The organism is Prochlorococcus marinus CUG1416, assembly GCF_017695965.1.
In the GTDB taxonomy this organism is placed as follows: domain Bacteria; phylum Cyanobacteriota; class Cyanobacteriia; order PCC-6307; family Cyanobiaceae; genus Prochlorococcus_A.
Window position 1 is genome coordinate 145,675 of record NZ_JAAORM010000001.1, and the last position, 20,715, is coordinate 166,389.

Below are 20,715 nucleotides of genomic sequence, written 5' to 3' on the forward strand. Positions count from 1 at the left end.
AGTTTTAGCTGAATTTTTAAATTAATTTAAATGTTTTCAAGAAACATTTTGAGAGGTTTTGGAATACTCTTTATTGATTGATTCCGCGCACAATTTACCACTTAAAACAGCTCCTTCCATAGATGCTAAATATTTTTGCATTGTATAGTCACCAGCTAAGAAGAAATTCTTTATGGGGGATTTTTGGCTAGGTCTCAACTCTTGGCATCCAGGAACTGCCTTGTAAACAGATCTTGGGGTTTTGACTACTTTATATTTTCTTAATTTTGTCTGATTATCACCCATGAAATGAGTTGGGAATAATTTTTTGAGTTCTTCCATAGTTGCATCTACGATGTCTTGATCACTCCTATTTATCCAATCTTTTGCTGGTGCGAAAACTAATTCGAGCATTGATCTATTGGGATCTTCATATTCTTTGCATGTAATACTCATATCTGCATAAACACTTAGAAGAGGTGATCTGCTAAATAGTAAATGGTCAATATTTGTTAATTTTTTGTCAAACCATAAGTGAATATTAATAACTGGTACACCATTTAAACCATCTAATTTAGAAAAAGCGTCTAGACCTTTCCATTGTTTAGGTATTATTAATTTAAAGAGATCTACAGGCATTGCACTAACATACGCGTCGGCAGTTAGCTCTTTATTTTCGTTTTCATTTAAAGAGGCAATAGTAAAACTTTTAACAGTGCTGTCTTCATTAAGGTTGATTTGCCTTAATGGACTATTCATGTGAACTTCTCCACCACGAGAAGTTATATAATCAACCATTGGTTGGCAAAGTCTTTCGGGAGGAGCTCCGTCAAGGAATGCCATTTTTGAACCATTTTTTTCTTGTAAAAATCTGTTTAATGCTGTTAACAAAACTGTAGATGATATTTCATCAGGCCCAATGAAATTTAAAGCTTTACTCATGGCTATAAAAACTTCGTCATTAACTCTTTCTGGAATATTGTGTTCTTTGAGCCAATCTGTCCATGATTTAGAATCACATTTATCTAAGTACTTTTGACCTCGCAACATTGCAGGCACTAAACCTAATCCAAAAAGAATCTTTTCATTCCATGAAAGCATATCGTTATTACTAAGTATGGCTGAAACTCCATTTATCGGAGCTGGTATATCTGGAAAGTCAAATCTACTGTAAGTTCCTGGCTCGGATGGCTGATTAAAAATCATTGAATGACTTTTCCATTGGAGTCTGTCTTCAATATCTAATTCCTTAAAAAGTTGCAACATATTAGGGTAAGCTCCAAAAAATATATGCAAGCCAGTTTCATACCAGTCTCCATCTTCATCTTTCCATGCTGCAACTTTCCCCCCTAAAACATCTCTAGCTTCGAGTAAAATTGGAACGTGACCATTATCAACTAGATATTTAGCACAAGATAAACCAGCTAAACCTGCACCAGCAATTACAACACGCATTATTAAATCAAGAAATAAATTAACACTTACTAATAAGCTACATTAAAGTTATAACATTATAGATTTTTTCGTTGATTATTTCGTAAAATTATGGAAAAAATGCTTTTAAAATCAACTACTCGACATGTAAGAATTTTTACTGCTGAAGTTGTTGATAAAGAATTACAGTTTCATCCCAAGAAACTTACTCTTGATTTAGATCCCGATAACGAGTTTATCTGGAACGAAGATTCTATGAACAAAATCAATGAGAAATTTAATGCATTATTAAAAGAGAGAGCAGGAAAGAATTTAGATGATTATGAACTTCGGAAAATAGGATCAGAAATCGAATGTTTAATTAAATTTTTGCTTCAAAATGGGCAATTAAGTTATAACCCTGATTGTAGAGTATTGAACTATTCAATGGGTTTACCAAAGACAAATGAAGTACTGTGAATAGATCACCATCAAGTAGAAGGCCGAGGAGAGGCTCAAATAGAAATTACTACTCTTCAAATCCAAGAGATATTGATCCTTATGGACAAAGAAATAGTAGATTACCTGCTTCTTCGTCTGAACAAAAGATTAACTTTAGTACAGGAACCATAGCTGTTCTTGCGGGAGTATTAATTCTAGGAGTTGGTATTGGGAGTGCAATTACCAGTACAACTGATGGAGGACAGGGAAATATAGCTAGTCAACAACAATTAGATATGGCTGTTCCAGATCCTGAATTTTGCAGGCAATGGGGTGCAAGCGCATTTGTCATTGATGTTGAAATGTATACGACTTTGAATCCATCAACGAGCTTCGTAACGCAACCAGCGCTCCAGCCAGGTTGTGTAATTCGAAGAGAGAATTGGACGGTTTTACAAAAACAAGGAGCGATCAGTAATGAAGATGTCAGAGAATGTAAGCAAAGAATGAATACTTTTGCTTATATTGGATCCATACGAGATAAACCAATTGTTAAGTGTGTTTATCAAACTGATGTTAATGAAAATAAATTTATAATTAAGGGAGATGGACAAGCCGAAGATGGAGGAGTGGGAATTAATAAAGAAGCAATTCAGTTCTAATTAAATTAATATTTGCCTTAATGGACTTTCTAAACTAGCAAATTGAGGCAGAATATTTTTCTTAAATACTTCTGATGCTCTTGAAGTATACCTTGATGGATTAGTAATTAACTTTAGTTCTCTTTTGACCTCTAAGTCAGCAACAAATGCTTTGTGGATTGATCCAGCCGCTAATTCTCTTTCAATTGAAACTACAGGTAAAAATGAAGCTCCTAGTCCTGATTGAACTGCATTCTTGATTGCTTCAAGAGAGTTAAGTTCCATCTCAATTTTTAATCTTTGAACGTCAAGTCCAGAATCTTGAAGAAGTTTGTCAACAACTTTTCTTGTCGTAGATTGAGAATCTAATGTTACGAAATTTAATTTGTATAAGTCTTCTTTTAAAAGCTCTTTTTTGTTAGAGAGTACATGTTTAGACGGTATAACTAAAGCTAATTCATCTGTGGCATATGGAATTACTTGCAGCAAATTGTCTAAATCGCCAGGTAATTGTCCTCCAATAATGGCTAGGTCAATTTGTCCATTTGCAACACTCCAGCCAGTTCTTCTAGTACTATGAACTTGAAGCTGAACAGATACATCAGGATATTTTTGTCTGAAAAGTCCTATCATTCTTGGCATCAAATAAGTTCCTGTTGTTTGACTGGCTCCAATGACAAGAGTCCCACCTTTTAAACTATTTAAATCTTCGATAGCTTTACAAGCTTCGTCGCATTGATTCAAAATTCGATCGCAATATTCCAGTAGAAGTCTTCCTGCTTCAGTTAGCAGAGCTTTTCTACCACCTCTATCGAAAATTGTAATTTCAAGTTGTTTTTCTAGATTTTGTATTTGTAAACTCACGGCAGGTTGAGTTACGTACAATAGATCAGCAGCTTTTTTAAAACTTCCTTGAGCTGCTATAGCTTTTAATATTCTTAATTGATCGAGAGTAAATGGCAATTCGGGCATCTATTGTGCCAACAATTATTTATAATTCTAATACTTAAAAGTATTCTTGTTAAGAACTAAATTATTTGACTAATCTCAATTTATGGATACTCATAAAACTTCTCTGGTAATCTTATTTTTAATTTTGATTTTTGCAGTTATTCATAGTGGAGGAGCTGCTTTAAGAATTCAAGCAGAATCTATTATTGGACCAAGATTATGGCGGTTATGTTTTGTTTCTTTAAGTTTGCCATCGGCAATTATTTTGATTAGTTATTTTTTGGCGCACAGATATGACGGAATAAGATTATGGAATCTCCAGGGTAATCATTTTGTTTTTTTAATAGTTTGGGTTTTAACTGCAATAAGTTTTTTATTTTTATATCCCGCCACTTACAATTTGTTGGAAATTCCATCAGTTTTAAAACCTACAGTGCGAATTTACGGAACCGGGATAATGCGAATTACAAGACATCCACAAGCATTTGGTCAGATAATTTGGTGTTTTGCGCATACTTTATGGATTGGTACATCATTCACATTAATAACGTCTGTTGGGTTAATTTTGCACCATCTTTTTGCTATTTGGCATGGGGATAAAAGATTAGCCAAAAGATTTGGAGAGGAATTTGAAAAGTTTAAAAAAAATACTTCCATTATCCCCTTTATGGCAATTCTTGAAGGAAGGCAAGAATTTATAATTAAAGAATTTTTTAGGTTATCTCAACTTGGCATATTGGTTGCAATAGGTTTACTTTGGTGGTCCCACCGGTATATAAATATTGCTGTTAAAACATTTAATTCATCATTTTTGTCGGAATTTTTCAATTGACAGTTTAAAATCTAAATATAAGTTTTTATAAAGATGCCTCAAGCTTCAGAAATTGCCTGGATAATTCCTGTTTTCCCACTTATTGGAGCAGTGCTTTCTGGTTTAGGACTAATAAGTATTAACAAGAAAATTAACAATTCTAGAGAAATAGTTTCTATAGGTCTTATCTCTTTCGTTGGTATTTCTGCAGTGATTAGTTATAAATCTCTGATTGAACAAATTAATGGTTATCATTCTGTAGAGAAATTATTTGTATGGGCTAGTGCTGGGGATTTCACAATCCCAATGGGATTTGTTCTTGATCCTCTGGGTAGTGTAATGCTTGCTTTAGTAACCACCATAACTTTGCTGGTAATGATTTACTCTCATGGTTATATGGCGCATGACAAGGGTTATGTCAGATTTTTTACATATTTAGCCTTATTTAGTAGTTCAATGATGGGATTAATAATTAGTCCAAATTTGTTGGAAATTTACGTTTTTTGGGAATTAGTTGGAATGTGTTCTTACTTATTGGTTGGTTTTTGGTACGACAGAGATGGTGCTGCCCACGCTGCTCAAAAAGCATTTGTTGTTAATAGAGTGGGAGACTTTGGCTTATTACTAGGAATTCTTGGTCTATTTTGGGCAACCAATAGTTTTGATTTTAATGAGATAGCTTCTGGTATTTCTCAATCAGTATCTGACAATTCAATACCTATTTGGGCTGCTTTACTCCTTTGTTTTTTAGTTTTTTTAGGGCCAATGGCAAAATCTGCGCAGTTTCCTCTTCATGTATGGTTACCTGATGCGATGGAGGGTCCGACACCGATTTCAGCACTTATCCATGCAGCCACAATGGTTGCAGCAGGCATTTTTCTAGTAGCTAGACTCCAACCTCTTTATTCAATATTCCCCTCCATCCAGTTTATTATTGCTTTAGTTGGGACCATTACTTGTTTTTTAGGCGCCTCTATAGCCTTAACCCAAATGGATTTAAAAAAGGGGTTAGCATACAGTACTGTTTCTCAGCTTGGTTATATGATGCTTGCAATGGGTTGTGGAGCTCCAATAGCAGGAATTTTCCATTTGGTTACTCATGCTTGCTTTAAGGCAATGCTATTTTTAGGATCTGGTTCTGTAATACATGCTATGGAAGAAGTAGTAGGTCATCAGCCTGTGTTGGCTCAAGATATGAGATTGATGGGTGGTTTAAGGAAGAAAATGCCATATACATCTGCAACATTTTTAATAGGTTGTGTAGCAATTAGTGGTATTCCTCCATTGGCAGGTTTTTGGAGTAAAGACGAAATACTCGGAAATGCATTTATATCATTTCCAGCTTTTTGGTTTATAGGACTTTTAACAGCTGGTATGACTGCTTTTTACATGTTTAGGCTTTATTTCTTGACATTTGAAGGTGATTTCAGAGGGGAGAATAAAGAATTACAAAAAGAGCTTTTAATCTCTTCCAAAGTCAATCTAGATGAAGAAATTGAAGAAGATCATGAAGAACATGGCTATATTCATGAGTCTCCTTGGTCAATGACATTTCCCTTGGTATTTTTAGCTGTACCCTCTGTAGTTATTGGCTTTATGGGACTCCCATGGGATAGTAAATTTGCAAATTTACTGGATCCTGAAGAAGCAGAGATTTCTGCAAAAGCTTTCGAATTAAAAGAATTTTTACCTTTAGGGATAGCCTCTGTTCTTATTGCATCAGCTGGAATAATTATTGCTTATCAAGCATATTTTCTGAAGAAAATTAATTTGTCAATTTTATTTGCAGAAAAGTTTCCTACTATTAATCGATTTTTTTCAAATAAATGGTACCTAGATGATATTAATGAAAAACTTTTTGTTAAAGGTAGTAGAAGACTAGCTAAAGAAGTGTTGGAAGTTGATTCTAAGGTTGTTGATGGCGTGGTCAATCTTACTGGACTTGTAACTTTAGGAAGTGGAGAAGGTTTGAAATACTTTGAGACTGGTAGAGCTCAATTTTACGCTCTTATTGTTTTTGGAGGAGTAATTTTATTAGTTGCTATATTTGGCTTTCAATCTCCTTAAGTAACTTAATTACAATTGTGTGTCTTCACTGTCCATTGGGGTGAAAAAATACAGATAATTTCTAGACTTTGTTTGAGATAAATTTCTTATTAAATTGAGCACTTATTTTTTTACACATTTTGCGACACAAATGTTAGGAACTTTGGGAGCTGGAATGTCTAGTTTCCCTTGGCTATCTGCTGCAATTTTGTTCCCAATTGGTAGTGCGTTTGTGATACCTTTTTTCCCAGATAAAGGAGATGGCAAAGAGGTTAGATGGTTTGCTTTATCTATTGCATTAATAACTTTTTTAATAACTGTAGGTTCATATATAAATGGCTTTGATATTAATAATGAAAATGTTCAACTTAAAGAAAATATTAGTTGGCTCCCTAATTTAGGACTTACTTGGTCTGTTGGTGCTGACGGTATTTCGATGCCTTTAATATTATTAACTAGTTTTATAACTGCCTTAGCAGTTTTAGCTGCATGGCCAGTTAAGTATAAACCAAAGTTATTTTTCTTTTTAATATTGGTGATGGATGGGGGGCAAATCGCTGTATTTGCAGTTCAAGATATGCTTTTATTCTTTTTAACTTGGGAACTTGAATTAATTCCCGTATATTTATTATTGGCTATATGGGGTGGCAAAAATAGACAATATGCAGCCACGAAATTTATTATTTATACAGCAGGCAGTTCAATATTTATCCTCCTAGCAGCTTTGGCAATGGGCTTCTACGGTACAGAAATTCCTAACTTTGAGTTTTCTTACTTGGCTGCTCAAGATTTTAGTCAAAAATTCCAAATACTCTGTTATGTGGGTCTCTTAATTGCATTTGGAGTGAAACTGCCAATAGTACCTCTTCATACTTGGCTCCCAGACGCTCATGGAGAGGCTACAGCTCCTGTTCATATGCTTCTAGCTGGAATTTTATTGAAGATGGGAGGATATGCTCTTTTAAGATTTAATGCACAATTATTACCCGTTGCTCATGCTCAATTTGCTCCATTATTAATAGTTCTTGGAGTAGTAAATATAATTTATGCTGCATTAACTTCTTTTGCACAAAGAAATCTTAAAAGAAAAATTGCATATAGTTCTATAAGTCATATGGGTTTCGTTCTTATTGGAATAGGTAGTTTTAGTAGCCTCGGAACAAGCGGAGCAATGCTACAAATGGTTAGTCATGGATTAATTGGGGCTAGTTTATTTTTTCTTGTTGGAGCTACTTATGACAGAACAAAGACTCTTAAGCTTGATGAAATGAGTGGTGTAGGACAAAAAATGAGAATCATGTTTGCTCTTTGGACTGCTTGCTCTCTCGCTTCACTCGCTTTGCCAGGCATGAGTGGATTTGTGTCTGAATTAATGGTATTTACAGGATTTGTTACTGATGAAGTCTATACACTCCCGTTTCGGATAGTTATGGCCTCTTTAGCTGCTATAGGTGTAATACTTACTCCTATTTATCTACTCTCAATGTTAAGAGAAATTTTCTTTGGTAAAGAGAATCCGAAATTAACCGAAGAACGAAAACTTATCGATGCAGAGCCTAGAGAAGTTTATATTATTGCTTGTTTACTTTTGCCTATAATTGGAATAGGTTTATACCCAAGATTAGTTACTGAAACTTATCTTGCGTCTATTAATAATTTAGTTGATAGAGATTTAACGGCAGTGAAAAGTACTATGAAAAAAAATATTGTCTCAGGAATTCAGAAAAATAAGATTTTACAGGCTCCAAGAATATAGTTTCTTAAATTAATGCAATATTATTTGGCGTTAAATAAATAAGAAGATATCTTATGAGTAGTTATTAGCTAATTTAAAATATCTTATCTAAATTCTATTGATAGGCAACAATTAGGGCCTAGATTGTTGATTAAATTTCTTCAAGATGCCGCTGGGAAAGGTGATCTTGATCCATGGGATATTGATGTAATAAGTGTAATTGATAGTTTCTTAGAACAATATTCCAATAATTTCAAAAAAACTCCAAATGGTCAGAATTCATATCAAAAGGATTTATCTGAGACAAGCGAGGCATTTTATGCCGCTTCTGTACTAGTTAATCTAAAGGCTCAAGTTTTAGAATCTGATGTTTTCACAGAAAATTCGTCAGATTGTGAAGATGATTTTGATGTGGATGATCAAGATTGGATTGATCAAGAATTTGATATTCCAAAATACCCTGAAAAATATCTCAGGAGAAGATCAATAGCACAACCAATTCTTAAACGTACAACAACATTGGGAGAACTTGTAAGTCAATTAGAGTCTATTGCTGAAGTTATAGAAACCCAAGATCTTCTGCTAATGAAGAGAAAAAGAAATAAAAAATATTCTGATAGGGCCTTGATTTCTCAAGTGAAATCTTTAGCACATCGCGAGAAACTTCCAGAAACCACTAAAGAATTAGGGAAATTTATTGATGGGTGGGAAAAAGCATTACAGTGGACAGACTTTGAATATTTAGTTGAAATATGGAAAACAGTTGTAAAAAATGATTTAGATAAAGATCGTCTTGGAGTCTTTTGGGCGTTATTATTTTTATCATCTGAAAACAAAATTGAAATTAAACAAATTAATTCATTATATGGCCCAATTCAAATTAAAAGAATAATTCCTGATGGAGGCTTAGCTCAATTGCCTATAGAAAATCTTGAGGTAAAAAATACTTATCCCTCTGCTGTTTAGTAGCTTAATAGTAATAACGTATAATCTTTTAAAAGAGGTTTTGAATTCATGAAGGCAATGATACTTGCGGCAGGAAAAGGCACACGTGTTCAGCCTATAACTCATATCATCCCAAAACCAATGATACCCATTTTACAAAAACCTGTAATGGAGTTTCTTTTAGAACTCCTAAAAGAGCATGGCTTTAAAGAAATAATGGTTAATGTCTCTCATCTAGCTGAAGAAATTGAAAATTACTTTAGGGATGGTCAAAGATTCGGGGTGGAGATTGCATATAGTTTTGAAGGTAGAATTGAAGACGGGGAATTAATAGGAGATGCTTTAGGTTCAGCAGGAGGATTAAAAAAAATTCAAGATTTTCAAAAATTCTTTGATGAAACTTTTGTTGTGCTATGTGGTGATGCTTTAGTGGACTTAGATTTGACTGAAGCAGTTAAGAAACATAAGGAAAAGGGAGCAATTGCAAGTTTAATAACTAAACAAGTAACTAGAGATCAAGTTTCAAGTTATGGCGTAGTAGTCTCGGATGAAAATGGTCGAATAAAGGCGTTTCAAGAAAAGCCATCTGTCGATAAAGCTTTAGGCGACTCTATTAATACAGGTATTTATCTTTTTGAACCTGAAATTTTTAATTACATACCATCAGGTGAAAAGTTTGATATTGGTGCTGATCTATTCCCTAAACTTGTTGAAATGAATTTACCATTTTATGCACTACCAATGGATTTTGAATGGGTAGATATTGGAAAAGTTCCTGATTATTGGAGTGCTATTCGTAATGTATTACAAGGAAAGGTAAGACAAGTAGAGATACCTGGAAAAGAAATTAAACCTGGAGTTTTCACCGGATTAAATGTTGCTGCTAATTGGGACAAAGTTGATATTACTGGACCAGTATATATAGGTGGAATGACAAGAATAGAAGATGGTGCCACAATTATTGGACCTGCAATGATTGGCCCAAGTTGTTGTATTTGCGAAGGTGCAACAATTGATAATTCAATTATTTTTGATTATTCCAAAATAGGAAATGGTGTTCGACTAGTCGATAAATTAGTATTTGGCCGTTATTGTGTAGGCAAAAATGGAGATCACTTCGATTTGCAAGATGCATCTTTGGATTGGTTGATAACAGATTCTAGAAGATCTGATATGACTGAGCCATCTCCACAGCAGAAGGCAATGGCAGAATTGTTAGGTAATGATTTGATTAATATTCCAGATTAAGATCAGCCTTTTCAAGAATCTCAGGGATTAAATGTTCTGCCTTAACTGCCATTAAATGAATACCATTTGCAATATTTATAAAATCGTGAGCTTGTTCAGCTGCAATTTGGATCCCTTCTTGTAAAGGCTCTTTAGCATCTTTAAGACGATTTAAAATATTTGCAGGGATGTTTGCTCCTGGGACGTATTTGTTGATAAAGAGTGCATTTTTATAAGACTTTAATAGGAATACGCCTGCAATTACAGGTAGTTCGAGAGGGTTACTAATTTCGTTACAGAATTCGATCAAAAATTTTTTTTCCATAACCATTTGAGTTTGTATGAATCTAGCTCCAGCCTCTTTTTTCTTCCTCATTCTATTTTGTAAACTTCTTTGATTCTTACAACTTGGATCTGCTGCGGCTCCTGAAAATATAAATGTTTTTTTATCTGCAAGTTCTCCAAAAGTAGGATCAATTCCTTTATTGAAGTCCTGAATTTGTTGAAGCAATCTAACTGACTCTAACTCGTGAACAGCTTTGGCATCATTTTGATCCCCTGCTTTTACTGAATCACCAGTAATGCATAAGATGTTTTTAATTCCTAGAGCATTTGCCCCGAGAATGTCTGATTGTAAAGCAATTTTATTACGATCTCTGCAAGATATTTGCATTATTGGTTCTATCCCATTTTCCAGTAATAGTTTGGACATTGCCAAGCTACACATTCTCATTATCGCCCTGCTCCCGTCAGTAATGTTAACAGCATGTACCTTATCTTTCAAAAGTTGTGCTATCTTAAGAGATCTTATGGGGCTTGCACCTCTGGGCGGCATTAACTCTGCCGTTATTACTTTGGATTTTTTTTCTAAAGTCTGCTGAAGTTTTGATTTCAATTGCTTTTGTTTCCTACTTGGTTAACAAGTGTATTGAGATTGCTAAACTTAATTAATATATAAAAGGAACTGTTTAAATGCAAATGGTTGAAGAAGATGTGAACAACATTGATATTTCTGGTCTCTCAGCACGAGAGATGGAAATTATTGATCTTGTGGCTGATGGGCTCACAAATCAAGAAATTGCTGTAAAGCTTACTATTAGTAAAAGAACTGTTGATAATCATGTAAGTAATATGTTTACAAAAACAGGTTCTAAAAATAGAGTAGCACTTTTAAATTGGGCAATGGATAATGGAAAGATTTGTAGAGATGGATTTAATTGTTGTTCCCTACCAGACTCTGATTAATATTAGTCCCATTTACTTTTTTTGTATCGTTAGCTAAATCCATTAAACAATAATTTGTAGAACTTAATTCGAAAAGTTCAGCATAGGCTATGCAAGCATCTTTGTCTGAATCAACAAATCTTAATATTCCTTCCTTGTCGTAAAGACCATACATTTGAGAAAAAATATATTAGTAAAATATAAAGAAAATATAAAGGAAATGTGGCTGCTTTGACTAGTTATTTTTTTGAGTTGTTAAATAGAGTGATCCTTCCATTTTGAAAAAGGTTTGTTAGCAAGACTGAAATTGGAGTAATGTTTCAGCCCAGTAATTTCTTTGGATATGAAAGATGGAAGACTGAAATCTTCCTCTTCATTGGAAAGTTCAATTTCGGCAATTTCAAGTGGATAATTGTTTTCTTTAAAGCAATCTATAATCCAAGATTTGTTTTCAACTGTTAAAAAGAATCTTTCTTTTTTTATTGTATTTGAAAGATTTGACATTATTGTTTCACCATCTTTTCGTGGAATGGAGTATTCAAATTCAAAGTTGGTAAAGCTTTTAATATGTTTTTTGAGTGCAATTTTAAAGTCTTTGCCTGTAGACCTTATCCTAATAATCCAATCATCTAAACTTTTTGATAAGTATCCTTGTTCAATATAAATTTTATTTGTGATAAATTCTTTCCAGTTATCATTTTTTATAAGAAACCTTCTTTCTATTTCTAAGGCCATTTAATTTTTTGGATTTTTTAGAGATAAATCTCCTTTCCACTCTAGTTTTTTTATTAAAGTATTGTAATAGTTAGTGCTTTTTTTAAACTTTATTATTTTGCAGGGTGATTTTCCTTTTTTGATCTCACAATAATAATCTTCCTTAATTGTCATACATTTTGAACCGTCTCTCCATAATTTAATTTCACCTTTACTTTTTTTTACTGGTTTAATGATTACCTTACTGTTATTAGGTATAACTATTGGTCTACTAGCTAAACTCATTGGGCATATAGGATTTATTATCATTGCATCTATACTCGGATGTACTATTGGACCGCCTGCAGCCATTGAGTATGCTGTTGAACCAGTAGATGTAGATATAATCAATCCATCACCTTTATATGCATTCACCTTCTCGTTATCAATTTCAATTTGTATTTGGTTGGTAGGAGAAATATCCTCTTCAACGGATTTAAAATAAAAATCATTTAAGGCTTCGTAGCTTTCTATAATTTTTTTCTTAGGACTTGTCCCACTAATACAAACATTGCAATTTAATCTATTGCGTAAGTCAATTATATATTCTTCGTTTTCAAGGATTTCAATAAAAGATTTGTCAAATAAAAAATCTTTTTCTTGAGTAAGAAAACCTAAATTACCACCAATATTAATGCTCAATAAAGGGATATCATAATCCGCTAATGCATTAGCACATTTTAGGAAGGTTCCATCACCGCCAAGAATGATTCCAATATCTGGTTTTAATTTTGAATTACAAAGATATTTTTCAACTTCATGTTTGTGAAAATCACTTTCAATTATTTTTGATGTTATATTTTTAACTTTGAGGACTTCTTCGCAGAATTTAGATGCCTCTAGAGCGATAGAACTATCTGAACGATATACAATAAGCACTAATGAAAGTTTCATTTAATGCGTTTACCATTTTAATAAATTAAAACTTTCCATATCTACAGTCACCCTATTTCTGTAAAGAGATAACAATATAGCTAATCCAACGGCTGCTTCTGCGGCAGCAACAGTAATAACAAAAATTGTAAAAACTTGTCCTTGAATTAAATTATTATCAATATAAGAAGAAAAAGCCATCAAGTTTATATTTACCGCATTGAGCATTAATTCAATGCTCATAAGAACCCTAACAGCATTCCTACTATTTAATAATCCCCAAATACCAATACAAAATAGTACTGAAGATACTATCAAAAAAGCTTGAATAGGAATTGATTCTAAATTCATCATAAGAAAGTTGAAGAGTTAATTTTTATTAGTGAGTAATGGTTCTGATGATTTTTCAATTAACTCTTGATTAACAGGTAATCCAGTTGAAATATCTTTGTTCATTACATCTCTTCTAGCTAAAACAATAGCCCCAATCATCGCCATTAAAAGTAAAACTGAAGCTAATTCAAATGGGAGTAAATAATCACTAAATAGATGCTCTCCAATCCTAATAGTTGATTCTTCTCCTATAGAGTTTTGGGGGCTTGCTAGCTTCCATACGTTTGTCAAGTCAACTCTTATTAAAAGGCTAAGTAGGATTAAACATATAGATGTTGATAAGATTCTTCTGGATTTAATGTCATTGATGGGCTTTAAATCTTCTTTTTTATTGACTAACATTATTGCAAAAATTATTAATACATTTACTGCACCCACATAAACTAAAACTTGAGCTGCAGCAACAAAACTTGCATTTAAAAGTAGATATAATCCTGCCACACTCATGAATACTCCGCCAAGAAGAAATGCTGAATATACAATACTTTCTAGCAATACAACACCAATTGCTCCAATAAGAATAACTAAAGATAAAACTGTAAAACAAATAATTTGAGTTGTTATTGCAATGGACATAAATTAATAGAAATTAATTGTTTGGATTAGAAATTTTATCTTTATTTTCATTGGTTGTTGGTTTCATCCAATCATAGACTTCTTCAGGTAATTTACCAACTCTGATATCTGAAGCAGGGATTTCATGGGGATCCATTACTCCTTTAGGTAGATAAGCAAGTTCTCTTAGTGGTTTTACTGAAGGATCTGTTGTTACGTTTGTAGGGAGTCTCCCAAGTGCAATATTATCGAAATTTAGATTGTGTCTGTCGAAAGAAGCTAATTCATATTCTTCGGTCATTGATAGACAATTAGTTGGACAAAATTCAACGCAATTTCCGCAAAATATACATACTCCAAAATCTATTGAATAATTTCTAAGTTCCTTTTTTTTGGTTTCTTTATTCATTACCCAGTCAACTACTGGTAGATTTATTGGACATACTCTCACACAAACTTCACAAGCTATACATTTATCGAATTCATAATGTATTCTTCCTCGATATCTTTCAGAGGGTATTAGTTTTTCATATGGATATTGCACAGTAACAGGTCTTCTTCGAAGATGATCAAAAGTTACTGATAAGCCATTGTATAAATATTTGCCAGCACTAAAAGCCTCTTTAATATAGCTATTTACTTGTTGAAGGAAATTTTTCATTTTCGAAGAATTTACTTAGTTAATTCATTTTAGTGGATTAATTTTAAATTTAAGTATATTTACTTGAATTTAGCCACCAAAGAATTGCGGAAAAGCAAGTTTTAATCCTGCAGTTAATAAAAGATTAGCAAGAGAAATTGGAAGAAGAAACTTCCATCCTAGATCTAAAAGTTGATCTATTCTTACTCTAGGGGTTGTCCAACGCAATAATATTGCAACAAATACTAAGAGATATGCTTTCAAAACAGTCATTACAATTCCTATTGATGCAGTGAAAACTTGTATAAAGGGCGCATTAATCGGCAAATTAAGTACCTTAGCTATTAATTCAACTGGAATAGGAAAACCCCATCCTCCCAAATAAAGTATTGATACTAATAATGCTGAAAGAATTAAATTTATGTAGCTACCAAGGTAGAACAATGCGAATTTCATTCCCGCATATTCTGTTTGATATCCTGCAACTAATTCTTCTTCAGCTTCAGGTAAGTCAAATGGAAGTCGTTCACATTCTGCAAGAGCACAAATCCAAAAGATTATAAAGCCAACAGGTTGTCTCCAAATATTCCAACTGAGTATTCCAGCACCACTTTGTTGGTTAACAATGTCAATAGTACTTAGAGAATTTGTCATTAGCACAACAGCCAGTACAGATAAAGCTAAAGGTATTTCGTAACTTATAGATTGCGCAGCTGCTCTTAATCCGCCTAATAATGAATATTTATTATTTGATGCATATCCGCTCATAAGAAGTCCAATCGGCTGGATACTGCTTAAAGCAATCCATAGGAAAATTCCAATACCAACATTACTAATAAGAAGGTTTTGTCCAAAAGGAACAATCAGCCATGAAAGAATCACTGGGACTAGAACTAATATGGGTCCTGCAGTGAAGAGAATTCCATCTGCTTTAGCAGGAATAATATCCTCTTTGACTAGTAACTTAAGACCATCTGCAATTGGTTGGAGTATACCTAGAGCTCCTGCATATTCAGGACCTATTCTTTGTTGAGCAGCAGCGGATATCTTTCTTTCAAGCCAAACAGTTACTAAAACTCCAACAACTGCTGCGACTAAAACCAAAAGCATTGGTAGAGGTAGCCATATTACATGAGCAATCTCACTAGAAATGCCAAAACCTTTTAGGAATTCATTAAAACTATATTCAAGATCTATTCCGTATTCCAAATTTTTGATGTTATTTACTTAATACATTAACTCGTCACAAACAATATGTGTGTTTTTTATGAAAAGCTGCAAATATTATTCTCTATTTTCTAAGCTAATCCAATCCCTTGGAGCTGACCCAGTATAGATTTGCGATGGTCTAAAAATTCTATTTGCTCCAAGTTGCTCTCTCCAATGAGCTAGCCAACCAGCAACTCTGGATATAGCAAAAATTGGAGTAAATAAATCACGAGGAATACCAAGTTTCCTATAAACAAGACCAGAATAAAAGTCTACATTAGGAAAAATACCCTTTGGGCCAAGTCTTGGTATTGCTTCTACCTCTAATGATTTAGCAACGTCATACATTTCATCAGCTCCAAATCTAATAAAAAGCTCTTCTGCCAGTTTTTGAAGAATTATTGCTCTTGGATCTTTGACTTTATATTCCCTATGACCAAAGCCCATTATCTTACTTTTATTTTTTATTGCATTTTCTAAAAAAGAAGCTGCTTTGTCTGGAGTTTTGATTTCTTCCAACATCGCAATTACATCCTCATTCGCCCCTCCATGCAGCGGACCAGCCAAGGTTCCTACTGCAGAGGCGATTACAGCATATGGGTCTGTAAGAGTGCTTGCCGTCACTCTAGCGCTAAATGTACTGGCGTTTAAACTATGTTCGGCATGTAGAATTAAACACCTATCAAAAACTTTTGCAGCTATTGGATCTTGTTCTTTTTCAGTCAGCATGTAAAGAAAATTTGAGGAATATGTTAAATCATCTCGAGGTTGAATAGGGTCCTGTCCTTTTCTAATAAGTTGAAACGCAGCAATCATTGTGGGTATTTTTGCTATCAGTCTTATCACTGCGTTGTATATGTAATTAGGATCATCTATTGCTCTTCGTGAATAGAAAAGTCCCAAAGAAGCCGCACTTGATTGAAGAGCGTCCATAGGATGACCTGTCGCAGGGAAACATTTCATCATATCTCTTACTCTAAAACTTAACCTGCGATGCATTTGAACTTCTTGTTCAAAATCTCTAAGTTGTATAGCTGTAGGCAATTCACCCCAAATCAATAGATAAGCAGTTTCTAAAAAACTGCTTTTTTTGGATAGTTCCTCAATGGAGTAGCCTCTATATAATAATTTGCCTTTATTGCCGTCAATATCACAGATGGATGAATTTGTAACTGGGACACCCTCTAATCCTGGTTTTAAAATTAGTTTGTTGCTATCCAATTTATTTATTCAATATTAAATTACTTATAGATTAAAGATAGTCAAATAATTTTTAATTAACCACAAGTTTATTAACTTCACAAAAATTTAAATTGATTGTGATTGAAGCTTTTTGAATAACTTGATTAAAGTATTTTTAATATTGTTTTTGTATAAAGAATTGGATTTTTTTCAGGAATAGATTGTCTTATGATTTCTAGTGATTCTTCATTTGATATTTTTAAAATATTTCTAATGAGAAAATTAAGATCTTGCAAATCATAAAAATATTCAATTTTATTGGAATTTCTATCATTAACATCAACTTTTGCATAAAGAAAAGCAGATTTATCTTGATTACCTTTTAGGTTAAAAAATTTTTTTGAGATTGTTTCTAGTTTTTTACCATTAATTAAGTAATTACTTATGATTTGTAAACCTCCGGATTCTATTGAATAGATATTTTCATAAGTTACTTGTTTTATTACTTCGTCTTTTTCTTCCAGAATATCTTTGGAATATATCGAGTAAATATCTTTATTTTGTTTCAAAGTATATTTGTTGAAATCTTTTAGTTTTTTCAAAGCTCTGAAATCAAATTGATCTTCAGTATTTTTTTCAAATGTAATAAGCCAATCTTTATTGGAATTGAGAATTAAAATGTTTTGATTTGAATTTTGATTAAACTCATCAAGAAAACTGAGTTCAAAATCATTTAATAAAGGTTTTAGATAATTGTCTATATTTTTTATATCACTAAAAATTGCAACTTCAGGATTATCTTCATTAATATTCTCTTGATTAAATAGCTTATCGTAAGCAAGAATATCAAGATTTTTTTTATTGTTTAGTAAATATGATTTTAAAGTTAAATGTTTATTTTTTAAGTCAAATGTTGTAGCTATAATATCCTCATTATTTTCAGTAAAAATTTCTTTATTAAAAAATATACTTTCCAAAAATTTATTTGTAAATAATATATTTTTTTCGTTTTTTAGTCCATGCAGTTCTCCCTCATATTGAAATTTGTTTTCTTTAAAATCATTACTAGAGTTAATACTATTTTTGATTAATTTTTTATCTGATGAAGCAATTATGTAATTATCTTCTGTCCGATATATAAATTTAAGGAAATTTAATTTATTTTCTCTAAAAATAGGTATTATTTCATAAGTCTGATCAATTTTATTGGAAAGATGTAATATATCATCTAGGTTTTTTTCTGGTTTAATTTTAAATACGATTAAAATATCATCTTTCAGCTTTTGATCATTCTCAAAAGTTGAGATTATAAGTTCATTATTATAGATATCTTCTAATTTATTGTTGCCTAGATCTATACCTAAGTAATCTAAAATAGAATCTTTTATTAAAACAAAGTTATCTTGATTTTTTGGATTTTTATCTTTTTCATTATTATTAATAATATTAAAACTATCTAAATTTGAAATAAATAATAATTTGTTGTTTTCAGGTATGTATTTTAAGATATTTAGCTGCTCAATATTTGTACTTTGCTCCTTATTTTTATTAGCAGAAACTTTTTTAAAACCAAAAAAAAGTAATATAGATAATAATATTATTATTGCTACTACTCTAAGTTTCATTATCAATGTTTATTTTTATTTTTAACAATAAATTTCCTACTGCAACTTAATTTATTAAATTGTAAATAACACATAATTTATCCTATCAATTGGGAAATTATCCAAAATCTATAAATGCCTCTAATCTTAATGATTGGTTTAATTCTGAAAAAGAAGATCCAGTCTTGATTGATGTAAGAGAACATTCAGAGCTTGAAATAGCTCGTTTCTCAAAAGAATTTTTACATATACCAATTAGTAAAGTTACATCTGAATACGTTGAAGAAATATTTGCTGATTTATTAGACAGAGAAATTGTTGTTACCTGTCATGCAGGAATAAGAAGTTATAACTTTTGTCAATGGTGCTTAGATAATAATATTGTGAGCGAAATATGGAATTTGGAGGAGGGTATTGATGGATGGAGTAGATATATTGACCAATCAATTCCAAGGTATTGATTAAATATCTAATGAAGATGCAACAGTGTTAACATCTTTGTCGCCTCTCCCAGAGCAATTGATAACTATATGAGTATCTTTTTCAAGAGTAGGGCATAATTTATCTAACCAAGCAAAGGCATGGGAAGTTTCGAGTGCAGGTATAATTCCTTCTAGTTCACTAACAAGTCTCAAAGCATCTAAAGCTTCTTGATCTGTAACTGATCCATATTCTGCTCTACCTATATCTTTTAAATGGCTATGTTCAGGCCCTACCCCAGGGTAATCTAGGCCTGCACTTATGGAGTGGGCTTCTTGTACCTGACCATTATCATCTTGTAAAAGAAGACTCATTGAGCCATGCAAAATTCCTACTGAACCTTTCGTGATAGTGGCAGCATGCTTGTCAGTATCAACTCCGCTTCCTGCAGCTTCAACTCCAATTAGTCTTACTGACCTTTCTTTAAGGAAAGGATGGAAAAGGCCCATTGCATTTGATCCTCCACCTACACATGCAAGTAAAATATCGGGTAAAGATCCAAACGATTCCAGGCATTGCTTTTTGGCTTCTTCTCCAATAACTGCATGAAAATCTCTCACAATCTTTGGGAAAGGGTGAGGACCAGCAACAGATCCTAAAATGTAGTGTGTGGTTTCTACATTAGAAACCCAATCTCTAATAGCTTCACTAGTAGCATCCTTAAGTGTTGCAGTTCCAGAATTTACAACTTTAACTTCAGCCCCTAGCAATTTCATTCTAAAAACGTTGAGGGATTGTCTTTTTATGTCCTCAGCACCCATATAGATAATGCATTTCAAGCCAAATCTCGCACAAACAGTAGCTGTAGCAACTCCATGCTGACCTGCTCCAGTTTCTGCAATTATCCTTTGTTTACCCATTCTTATTGCTAATAAAGCTTGTCCAAGGGCATTATTGATTTTGTGAGCACCAGTATGATTTAAATCTTCTCTTTTAAGCCATATCCTTGCAGTGGCTTGTTTGGTTTTATAATGTTCAGTAAGTCTTTTAGCTTCATAAAGTGGAGTTTCTCTTCCCACATAAGTCTTAAGTAGATGATTTAATTCTTTTACGAAAAGTTTATCTTTCCATGCATTTGCAGCAGCAGTTTCAAGCTCAAAAAGAGCAGGCATTAGTGTTTCAGGAACATATTGACCACCATATTTCCCAAATCTTCCCTCTTTGGAGGGTTGATTCAAATCCTCATTTTGATAATCTTGATCTTGGCGAGAAAATGTACTTACCACTTTTAAATAGAAAAAGTATTAACTTACTATAGATTACATTTAAATTAATGGGAAAAAAGAATTGGATCGAATTTGATAATCAAGAAAATAAATCTGAAGAAAAAGCTAAAATAGAAAAATTTAATAAAGGATTAAAAATAAATATTTCTAAACAAAAAAAAGGTAAAAAGGGTAAGACGATCACCTTAATTAAAAATTTAGGAACTGAGGATGAAATCTTACTAAAAGAATTGCTTAAAAAAATTAAAGTTTTTTGTGGTACTGGAGGAACATTAATTGATAGTAATATCCAGTTACAGGGTGATATGGTATCGAAATCAATTGAGTTTCTTCGTAAAGAGGGATTTCAAAATTTATGAAGTAAGCGTTAGGATAAGTTTTTAATTT

The 20,715-nt window shown here is 32.6% G+C and carries 23 protein-coding genes; 10 read left to right on the forward strand and 13 right to left on the reverse strand.

Annotated elements, in window-relative coordinates:
• Positions 1–36: 36 nt before the first annotated feature.
• Positions 37–1,434, reverse strand: a complete 1,398-nt coding sequence (gene pds, locus HA146_RS00795) for a 15-cis-phytoene desaturase (protein ID WP_209107706.1) — start codon at positions 1,432–1,434, stop codon at positions 37–39.
• 90 nt (positions 1,435–1,524) lie between these two features.
• On the opposite strand from pds, the gene ndhM reads away from it, so the two are divergent.
• Both ndhM and HA146_RS00805 read left to right on the forward strand, forming a co-directional pair.
• Positions 1,525–1,872: an NAD(P)H-quinone oxidoreductase subunit M gene (ndhM, locus tag HA146_RS00800; RefSeq protein WP_209107707.1), complete on the forward strand. Its 348-nt coding sequence runs from the start codon at positions 1,525–1,527 to the stop codon at positions 1,870–1,872.
• On the forward strand, positions 1,869–2,495 hold the full coding sequence (locus HA146_RS00805) for a DUF3172 domain-containing protein (RefSeq protein ID WP_209107708.1): 627 nt from the start codon (positions 1,869–1,871) through the stop codon (positions 2,493–2,495). The genes ndhM and HA146_RS00805 overlap by 4 nt, the downstream gene beginning before the upstream one ends.
• Here HA146_RS00805 and HA146_RS00810 read toward each other — a convergent pair whose 3' ends face one another.
• Complete coding sequence (locus HA146_RS00810; RefSeq protein ID WP_209107709.1) at positions 2,496–3,446, reverse strand: LysR family transcriptional regulator; 951 nt, start codon at positions 3,444–3,446, stop codon at positions 2,496–2,498.
• Between the two features lie 82 nt (positions 3,447–3,528).
• Between HA146_RS00810 and HA146_RS00815 the strand changes: the two genes are divergently transcribed.
• The 5 genes from HA146_RS00815 (at position 3,529) to HA146_RS00835 (ending at position 10,210) form a co-directional block, all read left to right on the forward strand.
• Complete coding sequence (locus HA146_RS00815; protein ID WP_209107710.1) at positions 3,529–4,257, forward strand: NnrU family protein; 729 nt, start codon at positions 3,529–3,531, stop codon at positions 4,255–4,257.
• A gap of 33 nt (positions 4,258–4,290) precedes the next feature.
• The gene (locus HA146_RS00820; RefSeq protein WP_209107711.1) at positions 4,291–6,303 is read left to right on the forward strand and encodes an NAD(P)H-quinone oxidoreductase subunit 5; all 2,013 of its coding nucleotides are present in this window, start codon (positions 4,291–4,293) and stop codon (positions 6,301–6,303) included.
• Between the two features lie 130 nt (positions 6,304–6,433).
• Entirely contained in the window at positions 6,434–8,038 is a 1,605-nt protein-coding gene (locus tag HA146_RS00825; protein WP_209107788.1) for an NAD(P)H-quinone oxidoreductase subunit 4, read from the forward strand.
• A gap of 123 nt (positions 8,039–8,161) precedes the next feature.
• Positions 8,162–8,983, forward strand: coding sequence for a segregation/condensation protein A (locus HA146_RS00830; protein ID WP_209107712.1), 822 nt, complete (start codon positions 8,162–8,164; stop codon positions 8,981–8,983).
• Between the two features lie 48 nt (positions 8,984–9,031).
• Entirely contained in the window at positions 9,032–10,210 is a 1,179-nt protein-coding gene (locus HA146_RS00835; protein WP_209107713.1) for a nucleotidyltransferase family protein, read from the forward strand.
• On the opposite strand, the gene HA146_RS00840 is transcribed toward HA146_RS00835, so the two are convergent.
• Positions 10,194–11,084, reverse strand: coding sequence for a methylenetetrahydrofolate reductase (locus HA146_RS00840; RefSeq protein WP_209107714.1), 891 nt, complete (start codon positions 11,082–11,084; stop codon positions 10,194–10,196). The two genes, HA146_RS00835 and HA146_RS00840, sit on opposite strands and share 17 nt — an antisense overlap.
• 77 nt (positions 11,085–11,161) lie before the next feature.
• Here HA146_RS00840 and HA146_RS00845 point away from each other — a divergent pair, with 77 nt between their 5' ends.
• A complete protein-coding gene (locus HA146_RS00845) occupies positions 11,162–11,434 on the forward strand; it encodes a helix-turn-helix domain-containing protein (RefSeq protein ID WP_209107715.1) in 273 nt (90 codons plus the stop codon).
• Here HA146_RS00845 and HA146_RS00850 read toward each other — a convergent pair.
• From HA146_RS00850 to HA146_RS00890, 9 genes are all read right to left on the reverse strand, one after another.
• Entirely contained in the window at positions 11,403–11,588 is a 186-nt protein-coding gene (locus tag HA146_RS00850; RefSeq protein ID WP_209107716.1) for a hypothetical protein, read from the reverse strand. The two genes, HA146_RS00845 and HA146_RS00850, sit on opposite strands and share 32 nt — an antisense overlap.
• Positions 11,589–11,668: 80 nt before the next feature.
• Entirely contained in the window at positions 11,669–12,148 is a 480-nt protein-coding gene (locus HA146_RS00855) for a CYTH domain-containing protein (protein WP_209107717.1), read from the reverse strand.
• Positions 12,149–13,060 (reverse strand): NAD(+) kinase, encoded by a 912-nt coding sequence (locus tag HA146_RS00860; RefSeq protein WP_209107718.1) that lies wholly within the window; start codon positions 13,058–13,060, stop codon positions 12,149–12,151.
• Between the two features lie 9 nt (positions 13,061–13,069).
• Positions 13,070–13,390 carry an NADH-quinone oxidoreductase subunit NuoK gene (gene nuoK / locus HA146_RS00865; RefSeq protein WP_209107789.1) on the reverse strand — a complete coding sequence of 107 codons (321 nt, stop codon included), beginning with the start codon at positions 13,388–13,390 and terminating at the stop codon, positions 13,070–13,072.
• Positions 13,391–13,408: 18 nt separating this feature from the next.
• On the reverse strand, positions 13,409–14,008 hold the full coding sequence (locus HA146_RS00870; protein ID WP_209107719.1) for an NADH-quinone oxidoreductase subunit J: 600 nt from the start codon (positions 14,006–14,008) through the stop codon (positions 13,409–13,411).
• Positions 14,009–14,021: 13 nt separating this feature from the next.
• The gene (gene ndhI / locus HA146_RS00875) at positions 14,022–14,648 is read right to left on the reverse strand and encodes an NAD(P)H-quinone oxidoreductase subunit I (protein WP_209107720.1); all 627 of its coding nucleotides are present in this window, start codon (positions 14,646–14,648) and stop codon (positions 14,022–14,024) included.
• A gap of 69 nt (positions 14,649–14,717) precedes the next feature.
• On the reverse strand, positions 14,718–15,836 hold the full coding sequence (gene nuoH, locus HA146_RS00880) for an NADH-quinone oxidoreductase subunit NuoH (RefSeq protein ID WP_209107721.1): 1,119 nt from the start codon (positions 15,834–15,836) through the stop codon (positions 14,718–14,720).
• Between the two features lie 75 nt (positions 15,837–15,911).
• The gene (locus HA146_RS00885) at positions 15,912–17,057 is read right to left on the reverse strand and encodes a citrate synthase (RefSeq protein WP_209107722.1); all 1,146 of its coding nucleotides are present in this window, start codon (positions 17,055–17,057) and stop codon (positions 15,912–15,914) included.
• A gap of 125 nt (positions 17,058–17,182) precedes the next feature.
• Positions 17,183–18,643 carry a hypothetical protein gene (locus HA146_RS00890; RefSeq protein ID WP_209107723.1) on the reverse strand — a complete coding sequence of 487 codons (1,461 nt, stop codon included), beginning with the start codon at positions 18,641–18,643 and terminating at the stop codon, positions 17,183–17,185.
• A gap of 89 nt (positions 18,644–18,732) precedes the next feature.
• On the opposite strand from HA146_RS00890, the gene HA146_RS00895 reads away from it, so the two are divergent.
• Entirely contained in the window at positions 18,733–19,083 is a 351-nt protein-coding gene (locus HA146_RS00895; RefSeq protein ID WP_209107724.1) for a rhodanese-like domain-containing protein, read from the forward strand.
• Here the strand turns inward: HA146_RS00895 and trpB are convergent, their stop codons facing one another.
• Complete coding sequence (gene trpB / locus HA146_RS00900; protein ID WP_209107725.1) at positions 19,084–20,328, reverse strand: tryptophan synthase subunit beta; 1,245 nt, start codon at positions 20,326–20,328, stop codon at positions 19,084–19,086.
• Positions 20,329–20,375: 47 nt separating this feature from the next.
• On the opposite strand from trpB, the gene HA146_RS00905 reads away from it, so the two are divergent.
• Entirely contained in the window at positions 20,376–20,687 is a 312-nt protein-coding gene (locus tag HA146_RS00905; RefSeq protein WP_209107726.1) for a translation initiation factor SUI1, read from the forward strand.
• The last annotated feature ends 28 nt before the right edge of the window (positions 20,688–20,715 follow it).